The organism is Pseudomonas marincola (genome assembly GCF_900116605.1).
GTDB classification, from domain to species: Bacteria; Pseudomonadota; Gammaproteobacteria; order Pseudomonadales; family Pseudomonadaceae; genus Aquipseudomonas; species Aquipseudomonas marincola.
Window position 1 is genome coordinate 255429 of record NZ_FPBC01000006.1, and the last position, 22433, is coordinate 277861.

At 58.2% G+C, this 22433-nt stretch carries 19 protein-coding genes; 11 read left to right on the forward strand and 8 right to left on the reverse strand.

All coding sequences use genetic code 11. The features are described from left to right. Positions 1 to 161: 161 nt before the first annotated feature. The 4 genes from BM395_RS12165 to BM395_RS12180 form a co-directional block, all read right to left on the reverse strand. Positions 162 to 2417 (reverse strand): Orn/Lys/Arg family decarboxylase, encoded by a 2256-nt coding sequence (locus tag BM395_RS12165; RefSeq protein ID WP_090512165.1) that lies wholly within the window; start codon positions 2415 to 2417, stop codon positions 162 to 164. 244 nt (positions 2418 to 2661) lie between these two features. After that, entirely contained in the window at positions 2662 to 3420 is a 759-nt protein-coding gene (dnaQ, locus tag BM395_RS12170) for a DNA polymerase III subunit epsilon (RefSeq protein WP_090512168.1), read from the reverse strand. Positions 3421 to 3550: 130 nt separating this feature from the next. Further along, positions 3551 to 3997, reverse strand: coding sequence for a ribonuclease HI (rnhA, locus tag BM395_RS12175; protein ID WP_069900176.1), 447 nt, complete (start codon positions 3995 to 3997; stop codon positions 3551 to 3553). A 23-nt stretch (positions 3998 to 4020) separates the two neighbouring features. Continuing rightward, positions 4021 to 4797, reverse strand: coding sequence for a class I SAM-dependent methyltransferase (locus BM395_RS12180; protein ID WP_069900175.1), 777 nt, complete (start codon positions 4795 to 4797; stop codon positions 4021 to 4023). A 74-nt stretch (positions 4798 to 4871) separates the two neighbouring features. On the opposite strand from BM395_RS12180, the gene gloB reads away from it, so the two are divergent. The 8 genes from gloB (at position 4872) to fabI (ending at position 15715) form a co-directional block, all read left to right on the forward strand. Beyond that, positions 4872 to 5645 (forward strand): hydroxyacylglutathione hydrolase, encoded by a 774-nt coding sequence (gene gloB / locus BM395_RS12185; protein ID WP_090512285.1) that lies wholly within the window; start codon positions 4872 to 4874, stop codon positions 5643 to 5645. A gap of 99 nt (positions 5646 to 5744) precedes the next feature. Beyond that, positions 5745 to 7283: a LysM peptidoglycan-binding domain-containing protein gene (locus BM395_RS12190; protein WP_090512170.1), complete on the forward strand. Its 1539-nt coding sequence runs from the start codon at positions 5745 to 5747 to the stop codon at positions 7281 to 7283. A 208-nt stretch (positions 7284 to 7491) separates the two neighbouring features. Then, positions 7492 to 9321: an extracellular solute-binding protein gene (locus tag BM395_RS12195; protein WP_090512287.1), complete on the forward strand. Its 1830-nt coding sequence runs from the start codon at positions 7492 to 7494 to the stop codon at positions 9319 to 9321. Beyond that, entirely contained in the window at positions 9321 to 11177 is a 1857-nt protein-coding gene (locus BM395_RS12200; RefSeq protein ID WP_090512172.1) for an extracellular solute-binding protein, read from the forward strand. Before BM395_RS12195 ends, BM395_RS12200 begins: the two co-directional genes overlap by 1 nt. Position 11178: 1 nt before the next feature. Then, entirely contained in the window at positions 11179 to 12252 is a 1074-nt protein-coding gene (locus BM395_RS12205) for a microcin C ABC transporter permease YejB (protein WP_069900172.1), read from the forward strand. Position 12253: 1 nt separating this feature from the next. Beyond that, a complete protein-coding gene (locus tag BM395_RS12210) occupies positions 12254 to 13273 on the forward strand; it encodes an ABC transporter permease (RefSeq protein ID WP_090512175.1) in 1020 nt (339 codons plus the stop codon). Position 13274: 1 nt separating this feature from the next. Then, positions 13275 to 14888, forward strand: a complete 1614-nt coding sequence (locus BM395_RS12215) for an ABC transporter ATP-binding protein (protein WP_069900170.1) — start codon at positions 13275 to 13277, stop codon at positions 14886 to 14888. Positions 14889 to 14917: 29 nt separating this feature from the next. Next, positions 14918 to 15715, forward strand: coding sequence for an enoyl-ACP reductase FabI (gene fabI / locus BM395_RS12220; RefSeq protein ID WP_069900169.1), 798 nt, complete (start codon positions 14918 to 14920; stop codon positions 15713 to 15715). A 952-nt stretch (positions 15716 to 16667) separates the two neighbouring features. Here fabI and BM395_RS12225 read toward each other — a convergent pair. From BM395_RS12225 to BM395_RS12235, 3 genes are all read right to left on the reverse strand, one after another. Next, complete coding sequence (locus tag BM395_RS12225) at positions 16668 to 17273, reverse strand: START domain-containing protein (protein ID WP_090512177.1); 606 nt, start codon at positions 17271 to 17273, stop codon at positions 16668 to 16670. A gap of 31 nt (positions 17274 to 17304) precedes the next feature. After that, the gene (locus BM395_RS12230) at positions 17305 to 17577 is read right to left on the reverse strand and encodes a YkgJ family cysteine cluster protein (protein ID WP_090512179.1); all 273 of its coding nucleotides are present in this window, start codon (positions 17575 to 17577) and stop codon (positions 17305 to 17307) included. Positions 17578 to 17703: 126 nt separating this feature from the next. After that, entirely contained in the window at positions 17704 to 18576 is an 873-nt protein-coding gene (locus tag BM395_RS12235; protein WP_090512182.1) for an NAD(P)-dependent oxidoreductase, read from the reverse strand. A gap of 199 nt (positions 18577 to 18775) precedes the next feature. Between BM395_RS12235 and BM395_RS12240 the strand changes: the two genes are divergently transcribed. The 3 genes from BM395_RS12240 (at position 18776) to rhtA (ending at position 20641) form a co-directional block, all read left to right on the forward strand. Beyond that, positions 18776 to 19348, forward strand: coding sequence for a 3'-5' exonuclease (locus BM395_RS12240; RefSeq protein ID WP_090512183.1), 573 nt, complete (start codon positions 18776 to 18778; stop codon positions 19346 to 19348). A gap of 50 nt (positions 19349 to 19398) precedes the next feature. Continuing rightward, positions 19399 to 19680, forward strand: coding sequence for a pyrimidine/purine nucleoside phosphorylase (gene ppnP, locus BM395_RS12245; protein WP_069900165.1), 282 nt, complete (start codon positions 19399 to 19401; stop codon positions 19678 to 19680). Positions 19681 to 19753: 73 nt separating this feature from the next. Beyond that, a complete protein-coding gene (gene rhtA / locus BM395_RS12250; protein ID WP_090512185.1) occupies positions 19754 to 20641 on the forward strand; it encodes a threonine/homoserine exporter RhtA in 888 nt (295 codons plus the stop codon). Between the two features lie 5 nt (positions 20642 to 20646). Here the strand turns inward: rhtA and BM395_RS12255 are convergent, their stop codons facing one another. Further along, a complete protein-coding gene (locus tag BM395_RS12255; RefSeq protein WP_090512188.1) occupies positions 20647 to 22410 on the reverse strand; it encodes an ABC transporter transmembrane domain-containing protein in 1764 nt (587 codons plus the stop codon). Positions 22411 to 22433 lie beyond the last annotated feature (23 nt).

The following is a 22433-nucleotide window of genomic DNA, read 5'->3' on the forward strand; positions in this document are numbered from 1 at the left end:
ATAACAAGAGCCGCTTAAAAGTCGATGCCGGCCTCTGTGACGCAGACCACGGCGTCGAGCTTAAAGCGAAAAATCGAAATTCGCGGTAATCAATTGAATGCGAGTGTGTGAAGAAATACGCAGCAGTCACCAACATGGCCCCGCTGCGTGCTGTAGGGAGGCTACTGTTTGATGCAATCCACGGTGTAGCAATTGCCCTGTTCTGTTTGCTGGATCTGCAAGCCGTGCACATCGGCATCGAAGCCTGGGAAACTGCTGTCGAAGTTTCGCGCGAACTCAAGATAATCAATTATCGAGCGGGTCTCGGCAGTGAAACGCTCACCGGGCATGATCAGCGGAATACCTGGCGGATATGGCACCAGCATCACCGCGGCGATGCGTCCTTCCAGCTCAGCTACCGGTACCGCCTCCACTTCCCCGCGAACCAATTCGTTATACGCATCGGCCGGTTTCATGGCGACATCCGGAAGTGTGGTGTACATGCGTTTGAGCGCTTTCGCCGTGGCGTTCTCGCGATAGCACTGATGAAGCTGATCGCACAGATCACGCAAGCCCATGCCCTGATAACGCCCAGCCCCTTCGCGGGCAATCGACGGCAATGCTTCGATCAGCGGCATATTGGTGTCGTAACACCGCTTGAACTCCAGCAACTCGGTGAGCAGCGTGCTCCACTTGCCTTTGGTGATCCCCATCGAGAACAGCACCAGAAACGAGTACAGGCCAGTCTTCTCAACGACCAGCCCGCGTTCCCAGAGGAACTTGCTGACCACCGCCGCCGGAATACCGAACTCATCGAGTTTGCCACCAGCAGTGAGGCCAGGCATAACCAGCGTGACCTTGATCGGGTCGAGCAATACATAGTCTTCGGCAATGTCGCCAAAGCCATGCCAGTCGGCTTGCGGTTGCAACAGCCAGTCCTGCGTGGCGACATCGGTGACGCCATGATTCTGCGGCGGCTGCCAGATACTGAACCACCAGTCGTCTGCTGCCAGATGCTTGTGCAGGTTAGCCAGCGCCCGGCGAAAGCTCAGGGCTTCATCGAAGGTTTCCTGAATCAATGAGCGACCGGCCGGCCCTTCCATCATCGCCGAGGCCACATCGAGCGAGGCGATAATGCCGTACTGCGGCGAAGTCGAAATGTGCATCATGAAGGCTTCGTTGAAGCGATCGGTATCCAGCTGACGTGCGCCGCCATCCTGAACATGAATCATTGAGGCCTGGCTGAAGGCAGCCAACAGTTTGTGCGTGGAATGGGTGCTGAACACCAGCGGCGTATTGGCCTCACGCGAGGTGCCCATGCCGTAACGCCCGCTGTAGAACTCATGAAACGCGGCGTAGGCGTACCACGCCTCATCGAAATGCAGCACCTCGACGCTATCGCCCAGGGTTTGCTTGATGAGTTCGGCGTTATAGCAAAGGCCGTCGTAGGTCGAGTTAGTCACCACCGCCAGTTTCACCTTGGGCGCGCGACCGCGCGCCAGCGGGCTGGCATCAATCTTGGCCTGGATCGACTCGCGGCTGAACTCGCTGAGCGGAATCGGCCCGATAATCCCCAGCTCATTGCGTTCCGGGCACAGGTAAAGCGGAATCGCGCCAGTCATGATGATCGAGTGCAGAATCGACTTGTGGCAGTTGCGATCGACCAGCACCAGATCATCACGTCCGACCATGCTGTGCCAGACGATCTTGTTGGCGGTCGAGGTGCCGTTAATAACGAAATAGGTGTGATCGGCGCCAAAGTTGCGCGCCGCACGCGCTTCAGCTTCCGCCAGCGGCCCGGTGTGATCGAGCAGCGAGCCCAGCTCTGGCACCGACACCGACAAGTCAGAACGCAGGGTGTTTTCACCAAAGAACTGATGGAACGCCTGCCCCACCGGACTTTTCCGGTAGGCCACCCCGCCACCATGGCCTGGCGTATGCCAGGAATAATTGGATTGCGCGGTATGTTGCACCAGAGCGCGGAAGAACGGCGGCAGCAAGCCATCGAGATAATTGCGGGCGGCGCGGGCAACCTGGCGGGCAAGAAACGAGACGGTGTCTTCGAACAGATAGAGGATGCCGCGCAGCTGATTGAGGTCAGCCATCGCCTCAGCCGGAGCATTTTCGATGGTCACCTGTTCACCCAGGGCGAAAATCGGCACTTGCGGCGCACGCACTCGCGCGATGCGGATCAACTCGACCATGTCTTGCAACAGGTGCTGATTTTCACCGGCGCCTTCGGCGGTCATCAAGATACACGCCAGGCCGTGGTGGGTGGACGCAACAATGCGCGCCTCGGCAGAGTTGGCGCTGCTGATAATGCTGAAGCCTTCTTGCTCAAGCTCATGAGCAATGGCCCGCACGCGGTCACCTGCCACCGTGTCGGCTTTGATGTCGCGGTGCACGATCAAGACAGGAAACTTTAGATCTTTATACATTGTGGATTCCCTGAAAATGGCAGCACGCGGCCGCCTATAACATCAGGTTAGAGCCAAGCCTGCCTCGGCGTAACCCCCTGTCGTGGAACCCTGTAAGAAAACGTCGCGCCGCCATAATAGAAACAACAAACAGTACTCAGCTCAGTAACGGGTGCTGATCATTGCGCGCGTTTAATCGCCCCATAAAAAACGCCCCGCGGGATAAACCGGCGGAGCGTTCTCGGCGACGCAGCTACGCGGACTATTAAGCGCTTGGCTGCTCCAGTTGCAGCCACAGCGGCAAGGCGCCGGCTGACTTTTCAATCACCGCCAGACGCGCACGGTGCGCTTCGAGGTCTTCTTCACTGGCGCGAATCACCGGGCCACGCGCACGTTCGCCGGACAGACGCCGAATCGGGCTCGGCTGCTGGCGTCCGGTGCCATCGCCTTCAGACCCTTCGCCAGCCAACGACAGGTTGGTCTGGCCACCGGTCATCGCCAGATAGACGTCGGCCAGAATCTCGGCATCGAGCAAGGCGCCGTGCAGATCACGGCCCGAGTTGTCGACGTCATAGCGTTTGCACAGCGCATCGAGGCTGTTGCGCTGGCCCGGGTGGCGCTCACGGGCCAAGGCCAAGGTATCGAGAATGCTGCAGTGATCACTGATATCAGCACGATCCTGCTGACCGATCAGGGCAAATTCGTTATTGATAAAGCCGACGTCGAACGCGGCGTTATGGATAACCAGTTGCGCGCCCTTGATGAACTCGAAGAACTCTTCGGCGACTTCCTTGAAGCGCGGCTTGTCCTTCAGGTATTCGTTGGTAATACCGTGGACGGCGATCGCGCCTTCGTCGATATCCCGGTCGGGTTGCAGATAGACATGGAAATGACGCCCGGTCAGGCGTCTGCCCATCAACTCGACACAACCGATTTCAATTACCCGATGGCCGTCGCCAACCGGCATACCGGTAGTTTCGGTATCGAGTACGACCAGCCTTTTAACTACATCTTCATTCGCCACTGTGTATCACCCTCTCTTGGCTGCCGCTAACGCGCTCACGGCAACTCAGCAAAACTTTGGTAAATCCCGGCCTGGCCGCAGATTGCCAGACAAACGCGAAAGCACTTGCCCATTAACAGTTACGGGGCCGTCAGGCCAAGCCGCGCACTTCATCGACACCGCGATTAGCCAACTGGTCGGCGTGCTCATTACCCGGATGGCCGGTATGGCCACGCACCCACTGCCACGTCACATTGTGCCGGCCAACCTGCTCGTCCAACTCACGCCACAGATCGGCATTTTTAACCGGTTGTTTGGCGGCGGTTTTCCAGCCGCGTTTTTTCCAGTTGGGCATCCAATCCTGAATGCCCTGCATCACGTATTGCGAATCCGTTACCAGGCGCACGTCGCACTGGCGCTTGAGTTCCTGCAAGCCACGAATCGCCGCAGTCAGTTCCATGCGGTTGTTGGTGGTTTCGGCCTCGCCGCCCCACAGCTCTTTTTCTACACCTTTATAAACCAACACAGCGCCCCAGCCACCCACGCCAGGATTACCCTTGCAGGCGCCGTCGGTATAGATCACAACTTGTTCAGACATGCAGAGCCTTTAAACGAAAATAATTAGTCTGGCGGGTTCTTCGACTGCTCGGGCTCACAACGGCTCACATTAGCCACCGGCATCGGCACCAGAACACCGCGCGGCTCACGCCTTGACTGACGTATCGGCCGCATACCACTCACCAGCTTGCGTGCGACCAGCAGATAAAAGCCGCCGCCCGGTGATTGCCAGGTATCACCCCAGGAATCCAGCGACGCCAATCGCGACTGCCAGCCTGACGATGCAAGCGGCGGACGATAGCACCCGAAGCGGCGTTTCTCCAGCGCAAAACCCAGCAGGTGCAACCAGTCGCTCACCCGGCTCGGCGCGAAGCAACGCGCACGCCCCAGCGCATCACGGGCGAACACATGTCGCGCGCCCCAGGCACTGATCGGGTTGATACCGATGATCAGCATATGGCCGCCGGGCCGCACACTGTGGGCGGCCTCGCGCAACAAACCGTGCGGTGAAAGGCTGAAGTCCAGGCCGTGTTGCAGCAGGACCACGTCAGCGGCGTATTCGGTCAACGGCCAGGCTTGTTCTTCGCAGGCAATCTCGACGCCGCTGAAGGGTGCGCCAAGGCGCACGCTGCGCTGAATTTTATCGGCATTCGCAGCTGGCTCAGCCGAAGGCCCGTAATGCACGAGGTAGCCGCCGAAAAACCGCTGCAGTTCTTCGTCCAGCATGCGTTGTTCGGCGCCGAGCAGCATGCTGCCAACGGGGCCGTTGAACCAGTCACGGGCGTCGCCGATCAATTTAAGCCAATCGGCATCTGCTTGAGCAAAAGGATGCTCGGACATATTAATACCTGCGTAGCCGTGTGAAGCATTGAGGCTTAAGATGCACCTTTACGTGCAGATAAGCGATGAGCAACATGATAACTATCGACGCCCTCCCCGCATTCACAGACAACTATATCTGGTTGTTACAAGACCCGGAGCAGCAGCGCTGCGCGGTGGTCGATCCCGGTGATGCCGCGCCCGTAGAAGCCTGGCTCGATGCGCATCCGCAATGGCAACTCAGCGATATTCTCATCACTCACCACCATTTTGACCATGTCGGCGGCATTGAAAAACTCAAGCAACGCACCGGTGCCCGCGTGCTCGGGCCTGCCAGTGAGAAAATTCCGGGCCGCGATGTCAGCCTCAAGCAAGGCGACAGCGTCGAGGTACTCGGCCACACGTTGCAGGTCATCGAAGTGCCGGGCCATACCTTGGGCCATATTGCCTATTATCAGGCCCAGCAACACTGGCTGTTCTGTGGCGACACGCTGTTCGCCGCCGGGTGCGGGCGACTGTTTGAAGGCACTCCGGCGCAAATGCACGACTCACTGAGCCGCCTGGCCGCCTTGCCTGAGCAAACCGCAGTATATTGCACCCACGAATATACCCTCTCCAACCTGCGCTTTGCCCTTGCCGCCGAACCCGGCAACAAGGCGCTGCAACAACGCATGCAGCAGGTCACTGAATGGCGCGAAGCAGGTGAAATCAGTTTGCCATCAAGCATCGGTCTGGAGCTCAAGACCAATCCATTTTTACGCTGCAACGAATTGTCTGTTAATGAAATATTACAAGAGCGCGACGGTCGGTCGCAGCGTACGCCAGTAGAGGCCTTCGCTGCCTTGCGCAGCTGGAAAGATTCCTTTTAGAGGCTACTCAGGTCGCAAAAACGCTGGTCAAAACTTGACCATGCCGCTGTCGATTCCTAGAATCGCCCGACCTCTGAATCGGATCGAACACTCTTTCTAATGCCTTTACTTGTAGCTAAACCATTGAATTCAAAGGCATTAGCACACACAGCGAAAGCGCTCGTGGTGATGTTCTGTGCAATCGCGGCCGGCTGTCAATCCATCGACAGTAACGACGCCGCCAACCTTAAAACGGTCAACCCGGCAAGCTCAAAACCTGAAGTCGAGTGGACCACGCTGAGCGAACAAACCCAGCCTCAGGACATCTGGGAGCGGATTCGCGAAGGCTACAAACTACAGGAAGAGATCGGCGTAAACCCGCGCGTCGAACAACAACGCCTGTGGTTCGCCAGCAACCCTTCGTTTGTGCGCACCGCCAGTGATCGCAGCAGCCCCTACATTCATTACATTGTTGAGCAGCTCGAAGAGCGCAACATGCCGATGGAGCTGGCGCTGCTGCCCATGATCGAGAGTGCCTATAACCCGTTCGCTTACTCGCATGCCAAGGCGGTGGGTTTGTGGCAGTTCATGCCAGCGACTGGCAAGCACTTCAATCTGCGCCAGACCAGCTGGTATGACGGCCGTCGTGACGTAATGGCCTCGACGCACGCAGCCATTACCTATCTGTCGCGCCTGCACGACATGTTCAACGGTGACTGGCTGCTCGCACTTGCGGCTTACAACGCCGGTGAAGGCCGTGTCAGCCGGGCTATCGAGCGCAATCAGAAGCTTGGCCTGCCGGTCGACTACTGGAATCTGCCGCTGCCTGAAGAGACGCGCAACTACGTGCCCAAGCTGCTGGCCATCTCGCAAGTGGTCCTCAGCCCGGATGCTTACGGCGTGGCGCTGAGCCCGGTGGCAAACGAGCCCTATTTCGAGCAGGTTGTGTTCAAGCAGGAAATGGACCTCAACCGCATTGCCGAGCTGGCCGATGTCGATCCCGACGAGCTGTACCTGCTGAATCCGGCATTCAAGCGTCATGTCACCATGGATGGCCCCAAACGTCTGTTGGTGCCGATGGATAAAGCCGATCAGGTAACAGCCACGCTGGCCAATCTGAAACCGCAAGATTTGCTCAAATGGCAGCAATACACGGTTCGTCGTGGCGACAACCTGAGCAGCATCGCCAGACGCTACGGCGTTGCCACTGCCGAATTGAAGAGAACCAACAAACTCAGCAGCAACCGCCTGCGTATTGGCCAAAAACTCACATTGCCGATGGGTGCAGGGTCGCCGCTGGCGCCGCAACAAGCCCTTGCCAGCAACCAGCGCAGCAATACCAAGTACACCGTTAAACGCGGTGACAGCCTGTCGAGCATCGCCCGCGCCAATAAAGTCAGCATCAATGATGTGAAGCGCTGGAACGGCATGAAAAACAACAACCTGCGCGCCGGTCAGGTATTGGCGCTGAAAGCCCAAACCAGCACCAGCAGCCGCAGCCGCAGCGCCGTAACCTACTATAAAGTGCGTAAAGGCGACTCGCTGTCAGTGATTGCTCAGCGCTTCAAAGTGCCTATGAAGCACTTGAAAACCTGGAACCCACGCTCAAGCAGCGCCCTCAAGCCTGGCCAGACGTTGACTCTGCGTCTGCCGCGCTAAGCCAAACCTGCATCGCCGGCAATCGGCGGTGCAGGTGCTTTCCAGCGTAACCGCCGCGCCTGCACCCGCCCCCTTCCCCAGCCTTTTCGTGGCTTGATTGAGCGCCTGCTCAAACTCGCTGCGGCATCAACCTTTTTCCTGCCGATACAAGCTGTTACTGTACCCAACCAGAAGCCCATAAAGCTGCCACGGACCGGATATTTACTTGATACGTGCCCTCCTCACAGTGTTGATCAGTTTGGCAATTAGCCTGCCCGCTTGGGCGACGATCACCAAAAGTCATGGCTATGCTCAGTTCGGCACGCTCAAGTACCCCGCCAATTTTACCCATTTCGACTGGGTAAACCCGAAAGCGCCCAAGGGCGGAAGCATCACCGTGATGGCTTCCGGCACCTTCGATACGCTCAATCCTTATACGTTCAAGGGCACCAGCCCGGTTTCGACCGCCAACTTCCTGCAATATGGCGTTAATGAGTTGAACGAGACGCTGATGGTCGGCACCGGCGCCTATGACCCCTCCGGCGACGAGCCCGCCTCAAGCTATGGCCTGATTGCCGAATCGGTCGAATACAGCGAAGACCGCAGCTGGGTCGTGTTCAATCTGCGCAAGCAGGCGCACTTTCACGACGGCAAGCCGATCACTGCCTACGACGTAGCATTCTCCTATCGCCTGCTGCTCAAGGAAGGCCATCCGCAATACCGCACCAACTTGCAGGAAGTTAAGCGGGTCGACATTCTCAATCGGCATCGCATCCGCTTCGTGTTCAAGCGCTCCGGCAACCCGCTGCTGATCCTGCGCCTCGGTGAGCTGCCGGTGTTGCCACAGCATTACTGGAAAGACCGCGACTTCCAGGCGACCACTTACACCCCGCCGTTGGGCAGTGGCCCGTACAAGATCACCGATGTACGCCCCGGCCGCAGCTTGCGCTTTGAGCGGGTGAAAAACTGGTGGGGGAAGGACCTTGCCGTCAACAAGGGCAAGTACAACTTCAACACCGTGAATGTCGAGTTTTACCGCGACAGCAATGTCGCGTTCGAAGCGTTCAAGGCTGGCGAATTCGACTTCTATATCGAACAGCAGGCGAAGAACTGGGCCAATGGCTATAACTTCCCTGCGCTCAATCGTGGCGAAGTAGTGCGCGCCGAAATTCCGCACAAGATTCCCACGCAGACTCAGGCGCTGTTCATGAACAGCCGCCGCGCTACGTTTTCCGACGGCCGAGTGCGCGAAGCGCTGGGGCTGATGTTCGACTTCGAGTGGACCAACCGCACGCTGTTCAACAATGCCTACACCCGCGCCAACAGCTATTACCCCAACAGCGAATTCACAGCCACGGGCAAACCCAAAGGGGCCGAGTGGCTGTTACTTTCAGCGGTGCGCGATCAGTTGCCCAAAGGCCTGCTCACTGAGCCTTTCAAGATGCCGCATACCGAAGGTCATGGTATTCCGCGTGAAACCTTGCGCAAGGCCCTGGGTCTATTAGCCGATGCCGGTTGGGAAACCGGCAGTACGGGCCTTGAGAATGCCAAGGGCCAACCACTGCAATTTGAAATTCTGCTGGTCAACCCGAACCTTGAACGCATTCTGCAACCCTTCACCCGCAATCTCGCCAGCATCGGCATACAGGCCAATTTGCGCACGGTCGACCGCGCTCAGTACAAGCAACGCCTCGACCAGTTCGACTTTGACATGATCCTGCTGACCCTTCCGCAGACCCTCAGTCCGGGGCTTGAGCAGTGGCTGTATTTTCACTCCAGCCAAGCCAAGGTTCGTGGCGGCAAAAACTACGCGGGGATTGATAATCCGGTAGTCGACCTGATGCTCGACAAGCTGCTGAACGCGCAAACCCGCGAGCAACAGATCGCCGCCACCCGCGCCCTCGACCGCGTTCTGCTGTGGCAGCACTACACCATCCCGAATTGGTACATCAATTATCATCGCCTGGCCTACCGCAACCGGTTCGCCTTCGTCACCACGCCGCCCTACACACTCGGCCTGCGCACTTGGTGGCTGAAACCTACGGAGAATGCCCGCTAATGCTTTCTTTGCGCACCACTTTCGGCCATTGCAGTGCCGTCTTGCTTCTCAGCCTCGCCAGTATTGTGCAGGCCGCACCGCAACATGCGCTGACGCTCTATGGCGAAGCGCCGAAATACCCGGCCGACTTCAAGCACTTTGATTACGTCAACCCCGATGCCCCCAAAGGCGGAACATTGCGCCAAGCCGGTTTCGGTGGTTTTGACAGCCTCAATCCGTTCATCAACAAAGGGGTTTCGGCCGACGACCTCGGGCTGATGTACGACACGCTGACCACGCACAGCCTGGATGAGCCGTTTTCCGAATATGGTCTGGTGGCCGAGAAAATTGAGAAAGCCCCGGACAACAGCTGGGTGCGTTTCTTCCTGCGCAAAGAAGCCCGCTTCAATGATGGCCAGCCGCTCACCGCAGAAGACGTTAAATTCACCTTCGAGACGCTGATGGAAAAAGGCGCCCCGATGTACAAGGGCTACTACGCCGACGTCGACAAGGTCGAGATCGAAGGCCCGCATCAGGTTCGCTTCGTGTTCAAACACGCCGGCAACCGCGAATTGCCACTCATTGTTGGCCAGTTGCCGGTGTTGCCCAAGCATTACTGGGCAGACAAAGACTTCGCCAGGGGAAATCTGGATATTCCGGTCGGCAGCGGCCCTTATAAAATCAGCGAAGTACAGGCCGGACGCTCGATCGTCTATGAACGCGTCAAGGACTACTGGGGCAAAGACCTGGCCGTTAATCGCGGCTTTTATAACTTCGACAAGATGCGCATCGACTACTACCGCGACAACACCGTCGCACTCGAGGCCATGAAAGCCGGCCAGTTCGACTTCTGGCTGGAAACCAGCGCCAAGAACTGGGCCACCGCTTACAACAACTCGGCCGTCGCCAACGGCCAGTTGATCAAGGAAGAAATCCGCAACTACAACCCGACCGGCATGCAGGGCTTCATCTTCAACATTCGCCGTCCCCTGTTCAAAGACCCACGGGTGCGTGAAGCGCTTGGCCTGTTGTTCGACTTTGAATGGGCCAACAAGCAGCTGTTCAATGGCGCCTACACCCGAACCGACAGCTACTTCGACAACTCGGAGCTGGCAGCTCAAGGCTTGCCAAGCCCGGCCGAGTTGAAGCTGCTTGAACCCTTGCGCGAGCAGATTCCGCCCAAGGTCTTCACCGACGAATTCATCAACCCGGTCACCGATGCCAGCGGCATGATCCGCGACCACCAACGCCGCGCTTATCAGCTGCTGCAAGAGGCTGGATGGCGGGTTGTAGACGACAAGATGGTCGACGCGCAAGGCAGTCCGGTGAGCTTTGAGTTCCTCCTCGCGCAAACCGAATTCGAGCGCGTGTTGCTACCTTTCAAGCGCAATCTGGCCGATCTCGGTATCGAACTGGTAATCCGCCGCGTGGACGTCTCGCAATACATCAACCGCCTGCGCTCGCGGGACTTCGACATGATCGTGGGCGGCTTTGGCCAGTCCAACTCGCCCGGCAATGAGCAGCGCGAATACTGGCATTCAAGCAGCGCCGACAACCCTGGCAGCCGCAACTTCATAGGTCTTAAAGACCCGGCAATCGACACCCTGGTCGAAGGCCTGATCAAAGCCGACTCACGCGAAAACCTGATCAACTACACCCGCGCACTCGACCGCGTACTGTTGTGGGGCCACTACGTGATCCCCAACTGGCACATCACCACTTGGCGGGTAGCGTACTGGCACAAGCTTGAGCATCCGCAAGTCACCCCGCAGTACGACATCGGTCTTAACACCTGGTGGGTACGTGAAGTGACGACACCGCCGGAAAATGCTGAAACACAGGCGCCAGCCACCCCAGCCACGGGCGCGGAGCAATAGCATGCTGGCGTATATTTTCCGACGATTGCTGCTGATTATCCCGACCCTGTTCGGCATTTTGCTGATCAACTTCATCATCATCCAGGCCGCTCCGGGCGGCCCGGTTGAACAGATGATTGCCAAGCTCGAAGGCTTCGATGGCGCAACCAGCCGGATAGCCGGCGGCGGCGCGGAAGTCTCGGTGGCAGGTTCCAATTACCGCGGCGCGCAAGGCCTCGACCCTGAGCTGGTGGCGGAAATCCAGAAAATGTACGGCTTCGATAAATCGGCGCCGGAACGTTTCTGGATCATGCTCAAGAATTACGCCCAACTCGATTTCGGCGAGAGTTTCTTTCGCGACGCCAAGGTGATCGACCTCATCGTCGAGAAGATGCCGGTGTCGATCTCACTGGGGTTATGGAGCACCCTGATCATGTATCTGGTGTCGATCCCGCTCGGCATCGCCAAGGCTACGCGCCACGGTAGCTCGTTTGACGTATGGACCAGCTCGGCGATTATCGTCGGCTACGCAATCCCGGCGTTCTTGTTCGCCATCCTGCTGATCGTGGTCTTTGCCGGTGGCAGTTACCTCGACTGGTTCCCGCTCCGGGGGCTGACCTCGAACAACTTCGACGACCTGAGCCTGGGCGGCAAGATTCTCGACTATTTCTGGCACCTCGCCCTGCCCGTCACCGCGCTGGTAATCGGCAACTTTGCGACGCTGACCCTGCTGACCAAAAACAGCTTCCTCGACGAGATCAACAAACAATACGTGGTGACCGCACGCGCCAAAGGCCTGACCAATACCCGCGTGCTTTACGGGCATGTGTTCCGTAACGCCATGCTGTTGATCATTGCCGGATTCCCCGCGGCCTTCATCGGCATTTTCTTTACCGGCTCGCTGCTGATCGAGGTGATCTTCTCCCTCGACGGTCTGGGCCTGATGAGTTTTGAAGCCGCCATCAACCGGGATTATCCGGTGGTGTTCGGCACGCTGTTTCTCTTCACCTTACTGGGGCTGATCGTGAAATTGATCGGTGACATTACCTACACCCTGGTCGATCCGCGCATCGACTTTGAAAGTCGGGAGGGTTGATATGGCACTCTCACCGATGAATCAACGCCGGCTTGAACTGTTCAAAGCGCACAAACGCGGCTGGTGGTCACTGTGGATCTTCCTCGCCCTGTTCACCCTGAGCCTTGGCGCGGAATTAATCGCCAACGATAAACCGCTGGCGGTGCGTTACGACGGCCAATGGTATTTCCCGGTGTTCAAGCGTTACCCGGAAACCGTGTTCGGCGGCGAATTCCCTTTGCAGGCAAATTACAAAAGCCCGTACATCCGCAACCTGATCGAGGAAAAAGACGGCCTGATGGTCTGGCCGCCGATTCCTTACAGCTACTCCAGCATCAACTACGATCTCGAAGTCCCGGCTCCGGCACCGCCGTCTGCCGCCAACTGGCTGGGCACAGACGATCAGGGCCGGGATGTGTTGTCGCGGGTGATTTACGGCTTCCGCATCTCGGTGTTGTTCGCGCTGATTCTCACCGTGCTCAGCTCGATCATCGGCGTATTTGCAGGAGCCCTGCAGGGCTTTTACGGCGGCTGGGTGGACTTGGTCGGCCAGCGCTTTCTGGAGGTCTGGTCCGGTTTGCCGGTGCTTTACCTGCTGATCATTCTGGCGAGTTTCGTGCAGCCGAATTTCTGGTGGCTGCTGGGCATCATGTTGCTGTTCTCGTGGATGAGCCTGGTCGATGTGGTGCGCGCGGAGTTCCTGCGCGGGCGTAACCTCGAATATGTCCGCGCTGCGCGGGCGCTGGGCATGGAAAACGGCGCAATCATGTTCCGCCACATCCTGCCCAACGCGATGGTTTCGACCATGACCTTCATGCCGTTCATCCTCACGGGCGCTATCGGCACACTGACCGCGCTGGACTTCCTCGGCTTCGGCCTGCCGCCCGGCGCACCGTCGCTTGGCGAGCTGGTTGCTCAGGGTAAGTCCAACCTGCAGGCACCGTGGCTGGGCATCAGCGCATTTGCCGTATTGGCAATCATGCTCAGTTTGCTGGTGTTTATTGGCGAGGCAGCTCGCGATGCGTTCGACCCAAGGAAATAAAATGAGCGACGTCGATAACCTCATCGAAATCCGCGACTTGGCGGTTGAGTTCGTCACCGGCAGCCAGCGCCAGCGTGTGGTCGAGCATGTCAGCTTTGATATCCGTCGTGGGGAAACCCTGGCGCTGGTTGGTGAAAGTGGCTCGGGAAAATCGGTCACCGCGCACTCGATCCTGCGCCTGCTGCCCTACCCGATTGCCCAACACCCCGCCGGCACCATCACCTATCAAGGTGAAGACCTGCTCAAGGTTGATGAAAAGAAGCTGCGCGGGATTCGTGGCAACCGCATCGCCATGGTCTTTCAGGAGCCCATGACCTCGCTGAATCCGCTGCACAGCATCGAAAAACAGATCAACGAAGTCCTGGGGCTGCACAAGGGCCTCAGCGGTAAAGCGGCCACAGAGCGCACGCTTGAGCTGCTGGATCTGGTCGGCATCCCTGAGCCGCACAAACGCCTCAAGGCTTATCCGCATGAGCTTTCAGGCGGGCAGCGCCAACGCGTGATGATCGCCATGGCGCTGGCCAACGAGCCGGAACTGCTGATTGCGGATGAGCCGACCACAGCGCTGGACGTTACCGTGCAGCTGAAAATCCTCGATTTGCTCAAGGATTTGCAGGCGCGGCTGGGCATGGCAATTCTGCTGATCAGCCACGATTTGAACCTTGTTCGAAGAATTGCGCACCGAGTATGTGTCATGCAGCGCGGAAAGATCGTCGAACAAGCGTCGTGTGAAAATTTGTTCCACTCGCCTCAGCATGAATACACCCAGGAGCTCCTGGGCGCTGAGCCTAGCGGCAGGCCTATTGCCAATCCGCCAGGGTCTACACTGCTTGAAGTCGACAACTTGCGCGTCTGGTTTCCGATCAAGAAAGGCCTGATGCGTCGCACCGTCGATTACGTTAAAGCGGTAGACGGCATCGGCTTCAAACTGCCTCAGGGCCAGACCCTGGGCATTGTTGGCGAGAGTGGCTCGGGTAAATCGACGTTGGGCATGGCAATTTTGCGCCTGATTGGCAGTGAAGGCGGTATCCGTTTTCAGGGCCAGGCGCTGGATGGCATGTCGCAACACGACGTTCGCCCGTTCAGGCGGCAGATGCAAGTGGTGTTTCAGGACCCGTTTGGCAGCCTGAGCCCACGGATGTCGGTGAGTCAGATTGTCGGTGAAGGCTTGCGCATTCATCAGATGGGCACTGATGCCGAGCAGGAACAAGCGATTATTGATGCGCTTGCGGAGGTAGGTCTGGATCCGGAAACCCGGCACCGCTATCCCCACGAGTTTTCAGGCGGACAACGGCAACGTATTGCCATTGCCCGTGCTTTAGTGCTGAAACCGGCGCTGATTCTGTTGGACGAGCCGACTTCGGCACTCGACCGAACCGTTCAGCGCCAAGTGGTAGAACTGCTGCGCTCCTTGCAGGCCAAGTACAACTTGACCTACCTGTTCATCAGCCATGATTTGGCGGTGGTACGGGCTCTGAGCCACCATTTGATCGTGGTCAAAAGCGGTCAGGTCGTCGAGCAAGGGCCAGCAGACGAAATATTTGCAACACCGCAGCATATTTATACGCAGCAGTTGTTGGAGGCCGCCTTCTTGGCGCCTGCAAAAACTGAGTAATCCTTAAAGCAGGAAGAGGAAGAGTACACATGGGTTTTCTAAGCGGTAAGCGCGTACTGATCGTTGGCGTCGCCAGCAAACTGTCCATCGCGTCCGGTATTGCAGCCGCAATGCACCGCGAAGGTGCTGAACTTGCCTTCACCTATCAGGGTGAGAAGCTCAAAGGCCGTGTTGAAGAGTTCGCCGCTGGCTGGGGTTCGGGCCCTGAGCTGTGCTTCCCGTGCGATGTGGCCAATGACGACGAAATTGCCAACGTTTTCACCGAACTGAGCAAGAAGTGGGACGGTCTCGACTGCATCGTTCACTCCGTAGGCTTCGCACCTGGTGATCAACTCGACGGCGACTTCACCGACGTCACCACCCGTGAAGGCTTCCGTATTGCCCACGACATCAGCGCCTACAGCTTCGTGGCGCTGGCCAAAGCGGGCCGCGAGATGATGAAAGGCCGCAACGGCAGCCTGCTGACGCTCTCCTACCTGGGCGCTGAGCGCACCATGCCTAACTACAACGTCATGGGCATGGCCAAGGCCAGCCTCGAAGCCGGCGTACGTTATCTGGCAGGCAGCCTTGGCCCGGAAGGCACGCGCGTTAACGCGATTTCGGCTGGCCCGATCCGTACCCTCGCCGCTTCCGGCATCAAGAGCTTCCGCAAAATGCTCGCAGCCAACGAGAAGCAGACCCCGCTGCGCCGCAACGTCACCATCGACGAAGTCGGCAACGCCGGTGCATTCCTCTGCTCCGACCTGGCCTCGGGTGTCAGCGGCGAAATCATGTACGTCGACGGCGGTTTCAACACCACCGCGATGGGCGCGATGGACGACGCCTAAGCGCATGACGCTGATTAGCTGCCGGGATTGACTGGCAGTTGATTGAAAAAGCCCACAAGGTTCGCCTTGTGGGCTTTTTTGTGGGCGATTGGATGAAGGGTTTGTTGTTGATCTTGCGAGGGTCATGACGGATTGCGGCGCTGCGCTTCGCTATCCATCCTCCGGTTTGTTTATGTGTCTGACGCGTGCTTGATGTTGCTCTTGCGAACGCTCGACGGATTGCGTCGCTTCGCTGCGCTATCCATCCTCCGGTTATCTGTGGAGGTTGGAATCCGCTTGCGGCTTCCGACATGGCGGCCTCAAGCCTGGCGCGGGATTGGTGTTGATCTTGCGATGGTTCGACGGATTGCGGCGCTACGCTTCGCTATCCATCCTCCGGTTATCTGTGGAGGTTGGAATCCGCTTGCGGCTTCCGACATGACGGTCTCATGTCTGACGCGGGGCGGTGTTGATCTTGCGATGGTTCGACGGATTGCGTCGCTTCGCTGCGCTATCCATCCTCCGGTTTATCTGGCGGAGGTTGGAATCCGCTTGCGGCTTCCGACATGGCAATCTCATGTCTGGTGCGGGATTGGTGTTGGGCTTGCGATGGCTCGACGGATTGCGGCGCTTCGCTGCGCTATCCATCCTCCGGTTATCTGCGGAGGTTGGAATCCGCTGGCGATTTGCGACATGGCAATCTCATGCCTTACGCGGGATTGATGTTGATCTTGCGAACGCTCGACGGATTGCGGCGCTACGCTTCGCTATCCATCCTCCGGCTATCCATCCTCCGGTTATCTGCGGAGGTTGGAATCCGCTTGCGGCTTCCGACATGGCGGTCTCAAGCCTGGCGCGGGATTGGGGTTGGGTTTGCGATGGCTCGACGGATTGCGGCGTTGCGCCGCTATCCATCCTCCGGTTTTGTTTATGGCCGGAGGTGGGGTTGTTTGTGGTTGGCCTGACGTTAGTGTCAGGGTTGTTCAGCCAGTGTGCGGTAGGCCTTGAGGGTGTTGAACGGGGCTTCGACCACGAACTTGTTGGCCAGCCAGGATGGCACGCTGCCGCCCGGCTCAGTGTGCACCTGATACACCACCTCGACCACGCCTGACGCTTTCGGCGTGAACGTCCAACTGCCGTCGACCTTGCTCACGCGGACCATGCCATCAGTCGGCGGCAGGTCATTCGGTGCGCCTTGCATGCTGCGGGTTACCGTGCCGTCGCTGGCTTTTTTGCTGGTGACCTTCATCACGGAGTCGCGCGGCGTTACCGGCCAAGGCGTATTGAATTGCGAGTACACCCAGTAAACATCGCCTTCCTGCTTGAGCAACTTTTGCGATTTGCACTCGTGAATCCATTTACATGAGCCCACCACATCGTTCTGCAGGGCGAGCAGTTTGGGCATATCCGCCTTGATCTGGGTGACCCCGCGATACGCCTTGTAAGGCGAGCCCGCGACCTCACTCAGGTAGACCTTGATGCCATCTTCATCCTTCACCAGATTCCACTGCTCGGCCTGCGCAACACCTGCCGCCATCAGAGCCAGTGTTGCAACCATCATTCGAGTCGACTTAGTCATCGCGCCCCCAGGGCATCATTGATCGTGTGAACTAGCATGCAACCTGCGGCGTGACAGCCGTTTGATCCTCCAGCCACGCGAGCAGGCGAATAGCCTCCTCATGTGTGTCGCCACAAACAGCCACGTCTGCCGAGAAGGCCGAACAGACTTTTGGTCGTTCCGGCTTGCCGAAAATCGAGCATAAATTATCGGGTGAAAGCTGCGCACAACGCACACCGGCAGGCTTGCCTTGTGGCATGCCGGGAATCGGCGAACTAATAGAGGGAGCAATACAGCAAGCGCCGCAACCTGCGCGACAGTCCATGGGTGTTAAACCTCAAAAAGGAATACTGATCTACTCGCCGATTTTACTCGTATTTAAGCGAACTTAGCAGCCACACCATGCAAATTTACGCCTCCAGATAAGGCCTGGAGGCGTACGCCATTTCGCTTATTTGGCAGGTTTCAAGCGCGCCAACAGGCTGGAGGTGTCCCAACGGCCGCCGCCCATGCCTTGAACATCAGCATAGAACTGATCAACCAGCGCGGTTACCGGCAGCTGCGCTCCATTGTTACGCGCCTCGTTGAGCAGAATCGACAGGTCCTTGCGCATCCAGTCCACCGCGAAACCGAAGTCGAAATCACCTGCCAGCATGGTCTTGTGACGGTTCTCCAGCTGCCATGACTGTGCCGCGCCTTTGCTGATCACCTCCATCGCCGCTTCACCATCGAGGCCGGCGCACTGAGCAAAGTGCAACGCCTCACTCAAGCCCTGAACCAGGCCGGCGATGCAGATCTGATTAACCATCTTGGTCAGTTGGCCGCTGCCAGCCTCACCCATCAGGCGCGCCATGCGGGCGTAGGCCTGAATCACCGGTTCGGCGCGAGCGTAGGCTGCTGCATCACCGCCCACCATGATTGTCAGGGCACCATTGACCGCCCCCGCCTGCCCGCCAGACACCGGCGCATCAAGAAAACCCAAGCCCAGCTCGGCGGCCTTGCCAGCCAGTTCGCGGGCGACATCGGCGGAGGCCGTGGTGTGATCGACCAGAATGGCTTCGGCCTGCATGCCAGCAAACGCGCCATCGTCACCGAGCACCACGCTGCGCAGGTCGTCGTCGTTGCCCACGCAAACCATCACCAATTCGGCGCCCTGCGCGGCTTCGCGAGGCGTTGCTGCGCTACGGCCGGCATAGGTCTCGACCCAGTCGGCAGCTTTGGCCGGGTTACGGTTATATACGCACACATCATGGCCCGCTCGCGCCAGATGACCGGCCATAGGGAATCCCATTACACCCAGACCGATAAAGGCTACCGTCGTCATACAACACCTCCGAATTCATGAATTTGCAGCCTATCACGGGATTTGCTTTGATAGAAAACAGCTTGCAACAGTTGCTTTAGCTGTCTGCACAATCGCAATTGAGCGTATATGCTGCTGATTAGCGATTTTTACTGGATTGCCAGCAACTGTTCACGCAACCCACCGCATCAACGGCACACCCACAGCGCAGGGAGAGCCCATGGGACACTGGCTGGTAATAGACCTTGAAGCCACCACCGAAGAAGGCGGCTGGCCCGTAGAGGAAATGGAAATCATCGAAATTGGCGCCAGCCTGGTACGGCCTGACGGGCATGAAGTCGATCATTTCCAGCGGTACGTGAAACCCCAGCGACGCCCGCACCTGACCCAGTTTTGCCGGGAGCTGACTCACATCAGCCAGCAAGCCATCAACAGCGCCGCGCCGTTGACCTCGGTGTGGCCGCAATTCGAGCGCTGGCTGGTCAGCCATCAACCGCATTTACAAGGTTGGGCCAGTTGGGGCGCTTATGATAAACGTCAGCTGGAGCAGGAATGGCAGCGCCACGAATTGAGCAGTTGCCTGCATGATATTAGCCACCTGAACCTCAAGCGACGCTTCAGCGAAGAGCGCAAACTGCAACAGCCGGTCGGTCTGCACACTGCTTTGCAGCTGGCCGGATTGCAATTCAGCGGACAACAGCACCGGGCGCTGACCGACGCCCGTAACACCGCCCGCTTGTTACCTTTGATTCTGCCGCTAGAAAGCCACGCAAAGCGGATGACGCAACGTTAACGCTTGTGCATACTTGCCCACCTTTATTTACAGCCTTTGAGGATTAGCAGATGTTCAAGGTCAATGAGTATTTCGACGGCACCGTCAAATCCATCGCATTCGGGATGGCTGAAGGCCCGGCAACGATCGGCGTAATGGCGCCAGGCGAATATGAATTCGGCACCAGCCAGCTAGAAGTCATGCACGTGGTTGCAGGCGCACTCACAGTGAAACTGCCAGGCACTGAAAAATGGGAAACCTTTGCCGCCGGGAGCAAGTTCACCGTTCCTGCAGACAGCAAATTCCAACTGCAGGTCGCCACTGAAACGGCCTACCTTTGCGAATATCGCTAAGTAGATAAGTCCGTTAAAACCGGCCTCCAGGCCGGTTTTTTATTTGTACTGCCGCTAATTCTTAGGATGAGAGATGCCCAGCCCCTTTAGTCGATTTCCAGTGCTGCTGCCGATTGCGTTGGTGATCATCGCCATGATTTCCATCCAGAGTGGCGCGTCGCTGGCCAAGAGCCTGTTTCCGGTGATTGGCGCTGAGGGCACTACCGCGCTGCGCCTGGGTATCGGCGCGCTTATTTTGTGCCTGCTGTTGCGCCCGTGGCAGGCCAAACTGACGTTGCAATCGTGCCGCTCGCTGCTGGCCTACGGCGTTGCGCTGGGGCTGATGAATCTGATGTTTTATATGGCCTTGCAAACTATACCGCTGGGCATCGCTGTAGCACTGGAATTCACCGGCCCGTTAACGCTGGCGTTGTTGTCATCGCGCCGGCCAATCGACTTTCTCTGGATCGCCCTCGCCGCCACGGGTTTGTGGTTGCTGTTGCCGACCAACCTGACAGACGAGCCGCTCGATCCCGTGGGGATGGCGCTCGCGCTGGGCGCAGGTGCCTGCTGGGCGATGTACATCATTTTTGGCAAACGCGCGGGCAGCGAGCACGGCCGCCACACGGTCGCGCTGGGCACGCTGGTAGCCGCGATCGTGGTGATTCCGATTGGCCTGTGGCAAGCCGGCAGCAACCTGTTCGCGCTGGATATCTTGCCCATTGCCTTTGGCGTTGCCGTCTTGTCCTCGGCGCTGCCTTACAGCCTGGAGATGATGGCCCTGACGCGCCTGCCAGCCCGTACCTTCAGCATCATGATGAGCCTGGAACCTGCGATTGCTGCATTAGCCGGGCTGCTGTTCCTCACCGAACACCTGTCGTTCAGCCAATGGCTGGCGATTAGCTTCATCATTCTCGCCTCCACCGGCACCGCCGCGACGATGAAGCCGCAATCGCCCGCGCAGCCGCAAGATTGCGGCTGAGGCATCTATTGCGAATTGAACTGCAATTCGGCAAGTCGCGCGTACAGCGCATTAGTCGCCAGCAATTGCTGGTGGCTGCCAATTGCCTGCAACTTGCCCTGATCAATCACCGCAATGCGATCGGCTCGGGTAACGGTCGCCAACCGGTGCGCGATAACCAATGTGGTGCGCCCCTGCATCAGCGTTGGCAGCGCTTGCTGAATCAGGTGTTCACTCTCGGCATCCAGCGCACTCGTGGCCTCGTCCAGCAGCAGTACCGGTGCATCCACCAACAAGGCACGGGCAATCGCCAGGCGCTGACGCTGACCGCCTGAAAGACCCAGACCGGAGTCGCCCAAATGGGTCTTGTAACCCTGCGGCAAACGCATGATGAACGCGTGCGCGTGCGCCGCCTTGGCCGCCGCCTCGACCGCCGCGTCGCTGGCTTCGGTATTGCCATATCGAATGTTGTCTTCGACCGTGCCAAAGAACAGCGCCGGGTTTTGCGACACCAGCGCAAAGCAGCTGCGTAACTGATCAGGGGCGAGCAGGTTGATTGGCTGCCCATCAATCAATATACGCCCGGTTTGCGGATCGAAAAAACGCAGCAGCAAATCAAACAAGGTCGACTTTCCGGCACCGGACGGCCCGACCAGCGCGACCGTTTCACCGGGCTCAACCTTCAGCGATATACCCTCGACGGCGAAGGTGTCGGGCCGTAACGGATAAGCAAAATGCACATCCTCAAGCTCAATACGCCCTTGAACCAGCGTGGGCAACTCAAGCTGACCGTTTGCAGGCGCGCGGATCTGATTCCTGGCCTGCAACAGTTCGCTGATGCGCTCGGCGGCACCGGCTGCACGCTGCAACTCACCGATCACCTCACTCAAGGTGCCGAACGAGGAGCCCACAATCAGGCTGTAGAACACAAAGGCGGCCAATTCCCCGCCCGAGATACGCCCGGCGATCACATCCATGCCACCCACCCAAAGCATGACGCCGACCGCCCCGAGCACCAGCACGATCACCACCGTAATCAGCCAGGCGCGCTGGGCAATGCGCTTGCGGGCGGTGGCAAATGCAGCCTCGACTGACAGGCCAAAGCGGTGTTTCTCCTCGTCCTGATGGTTGTAAGCCTGCACCGTTTTGATCTGCCCCAGCACCTCGCCGACATAGCTGCCGACATCCGCGACGCGGTCCTGACTCTGACGCGACAAGGCGCGAACCTTGCGGCCAAAAATAAGAATCGGCGCAATCACCAGTGGCAACGCCACCAACACAATCGCACTGAGTTTGGGGTTGGTGATGACCAGCAGCACCACGCCGCCGATCATGATGATCAGGTTACGCAACGCCATCGACAACGATGAGCCAATCACCGACTGCAACAGCGTGGTGTCGGCAGTCAGGCGCGACTGGATTTCAGAGCTGCGGTTGCTTTCATAAAAGCCCGGATGCAGCTCGATCAGGTGATTGAACACGCGCTTGCGGATGTCCGCGACAAAGCGCTCGCCGATCCATGAAACCAGATAAAAGCGCGTGTACGTGCCGACGGCGAGTGCCAGCACCAGCGCAAAGAACAGCGCAATCGAGTGCTTCAACGCCTCGGCAGACTGGGTGGCCAGGCCCTGATCGACCAGCAGTTTAATGCCCTGGCCCATCGACAACGTAATGCCGGCCGTGAACACCAGCGCCACCAACGCGCCGAGTACACGCCAGCGATAAGGCGCCACAAAAGCCCAGGCCATGCGTAATGCGTTGCGTTGACGGGCCGACAAGAGAGATCGCATGGTTGCTCGCAAAAGGACTTAGA

Excerpts from the sequence above, each read along its gene's own strand:
- BM395_RS12165 (WP_090512165.1), bottom strand. The coding sequence starts at position 2,417 with ATGTATAAAGATCTAAAGTTTCCTGTCTTGATCGTGCACCGCGACATC.
- rnhA (WP_069900176.1), bottom strand. The coding sequence starts at position 3,997 with ATGTCTGAACAAGTTGTGATCTATACCGACGGCGCCTGCAAGGGTAAT.
- BM395_RS12180 (WP_069900175.1), bottom strand. The coding sequence starts at position 4,797 with ATGTCCGAGCATCCTTTTGCTCAAGCAGATGCCGATTGGCTTAAATTG.
- gloB (WP_090512285.1), top strand. The coding sequence starts at position 4,872 with ATGATAACTATCGACGCCCTCCCCGCATTCACAGACAACTATATCTGG.
- BM395_RS12190 (WP_090512170.1), top strand. The coding sequence starts at position 5,745 with ATGCCTTTACTTGTAGCTAAACCATTGAATTCAAAGGCATTAGCACAC.
- BM395_RS12200 (WP_090512172.1), top strand. The coding sequence starts at position 9,321 with ATGCTTTCTTTGCGCACCACTTTCGGCCATTGCAGTGCCGTCTTGCTT.
- BM395_RS12205 (WP_069900172.1), top strand. The coding sequence starts at position 11,179 with ATGCTGGCGTATATTTTCCGACGATTGCTGCTGATTATCCCGACCCTG.
- BM395_RS12210 (WP_090512175.1), top strand. The coding sequence starts at position 12,254 with ATGGCACTCTCACCGATGAATCAACGCCGGCTTGAACTGTTCAAAGCG.
- BM395_RS12215 (WP_069900170.1), top strand. The coding sequence starts at position 13,275 with ATGAGCGACGTCGATAACCTCATCGAAATCCGCGACTTGGCGGTTGAG.
- fabI (WP_069900169.1), top strand. The coding sequence starts at position 14,918 with ATGGGTTTTCTAAGCGGTAAGCGCGTACTGATCGTTGGCGTCGCCAGC.
- BM395_RS12225 (WP_090512177.1), bottom strand. The coding sequence starts at position 17,273 with ATGACTAAGTCGACTCGAATGATGGTTGCAACACTGGCTCTGATGGCG.
- BM395_RS12230 (WP_090512179.1), bottom strand. The coding sequence starts at position 17,577 with ATGGACTGTCGCGCAGGTTGCGGCGCTTGCTGTATTGCTCCCTCTATT.
- BM395_RS12235 (WP_090512182.1), bottom strand. The coding sequence starts at position 18,576 with ATGACGACGGTAGCCTTTATCGGTCTGGGTGTAATGGGATTCCCTATG.
- BM395_RS12240 (WP_090512183.1), top strand. The coding sequence starts at position 18,776 with ATGGGACACTGGCTGGTAATAGACCTTGAAGCCACCACCGAAGAAGGC.
- ppnP (WP_069900165.1), top strand. The coding sequence starts at position 19,399 with ATGTTCAAGGTCAATGAGTATTTCGACGGCACCGTCAAATCCATCGCA.
- rhtA (WP_090512185.1), top strand. The coding sequence starts at position 19,754 with ATGCCCAGCCCCTTTAGTCGATTTCCAGTGCTGCTGCCGATTGCGTTG.
- BM395_RS12255 (WP_090512188.1), bottom strand. The coding sequence starts at position 22,410 with ATGCGATCTCTCTTGTCGGCCCGTCAACGCAACGCATTACGCATGGCC.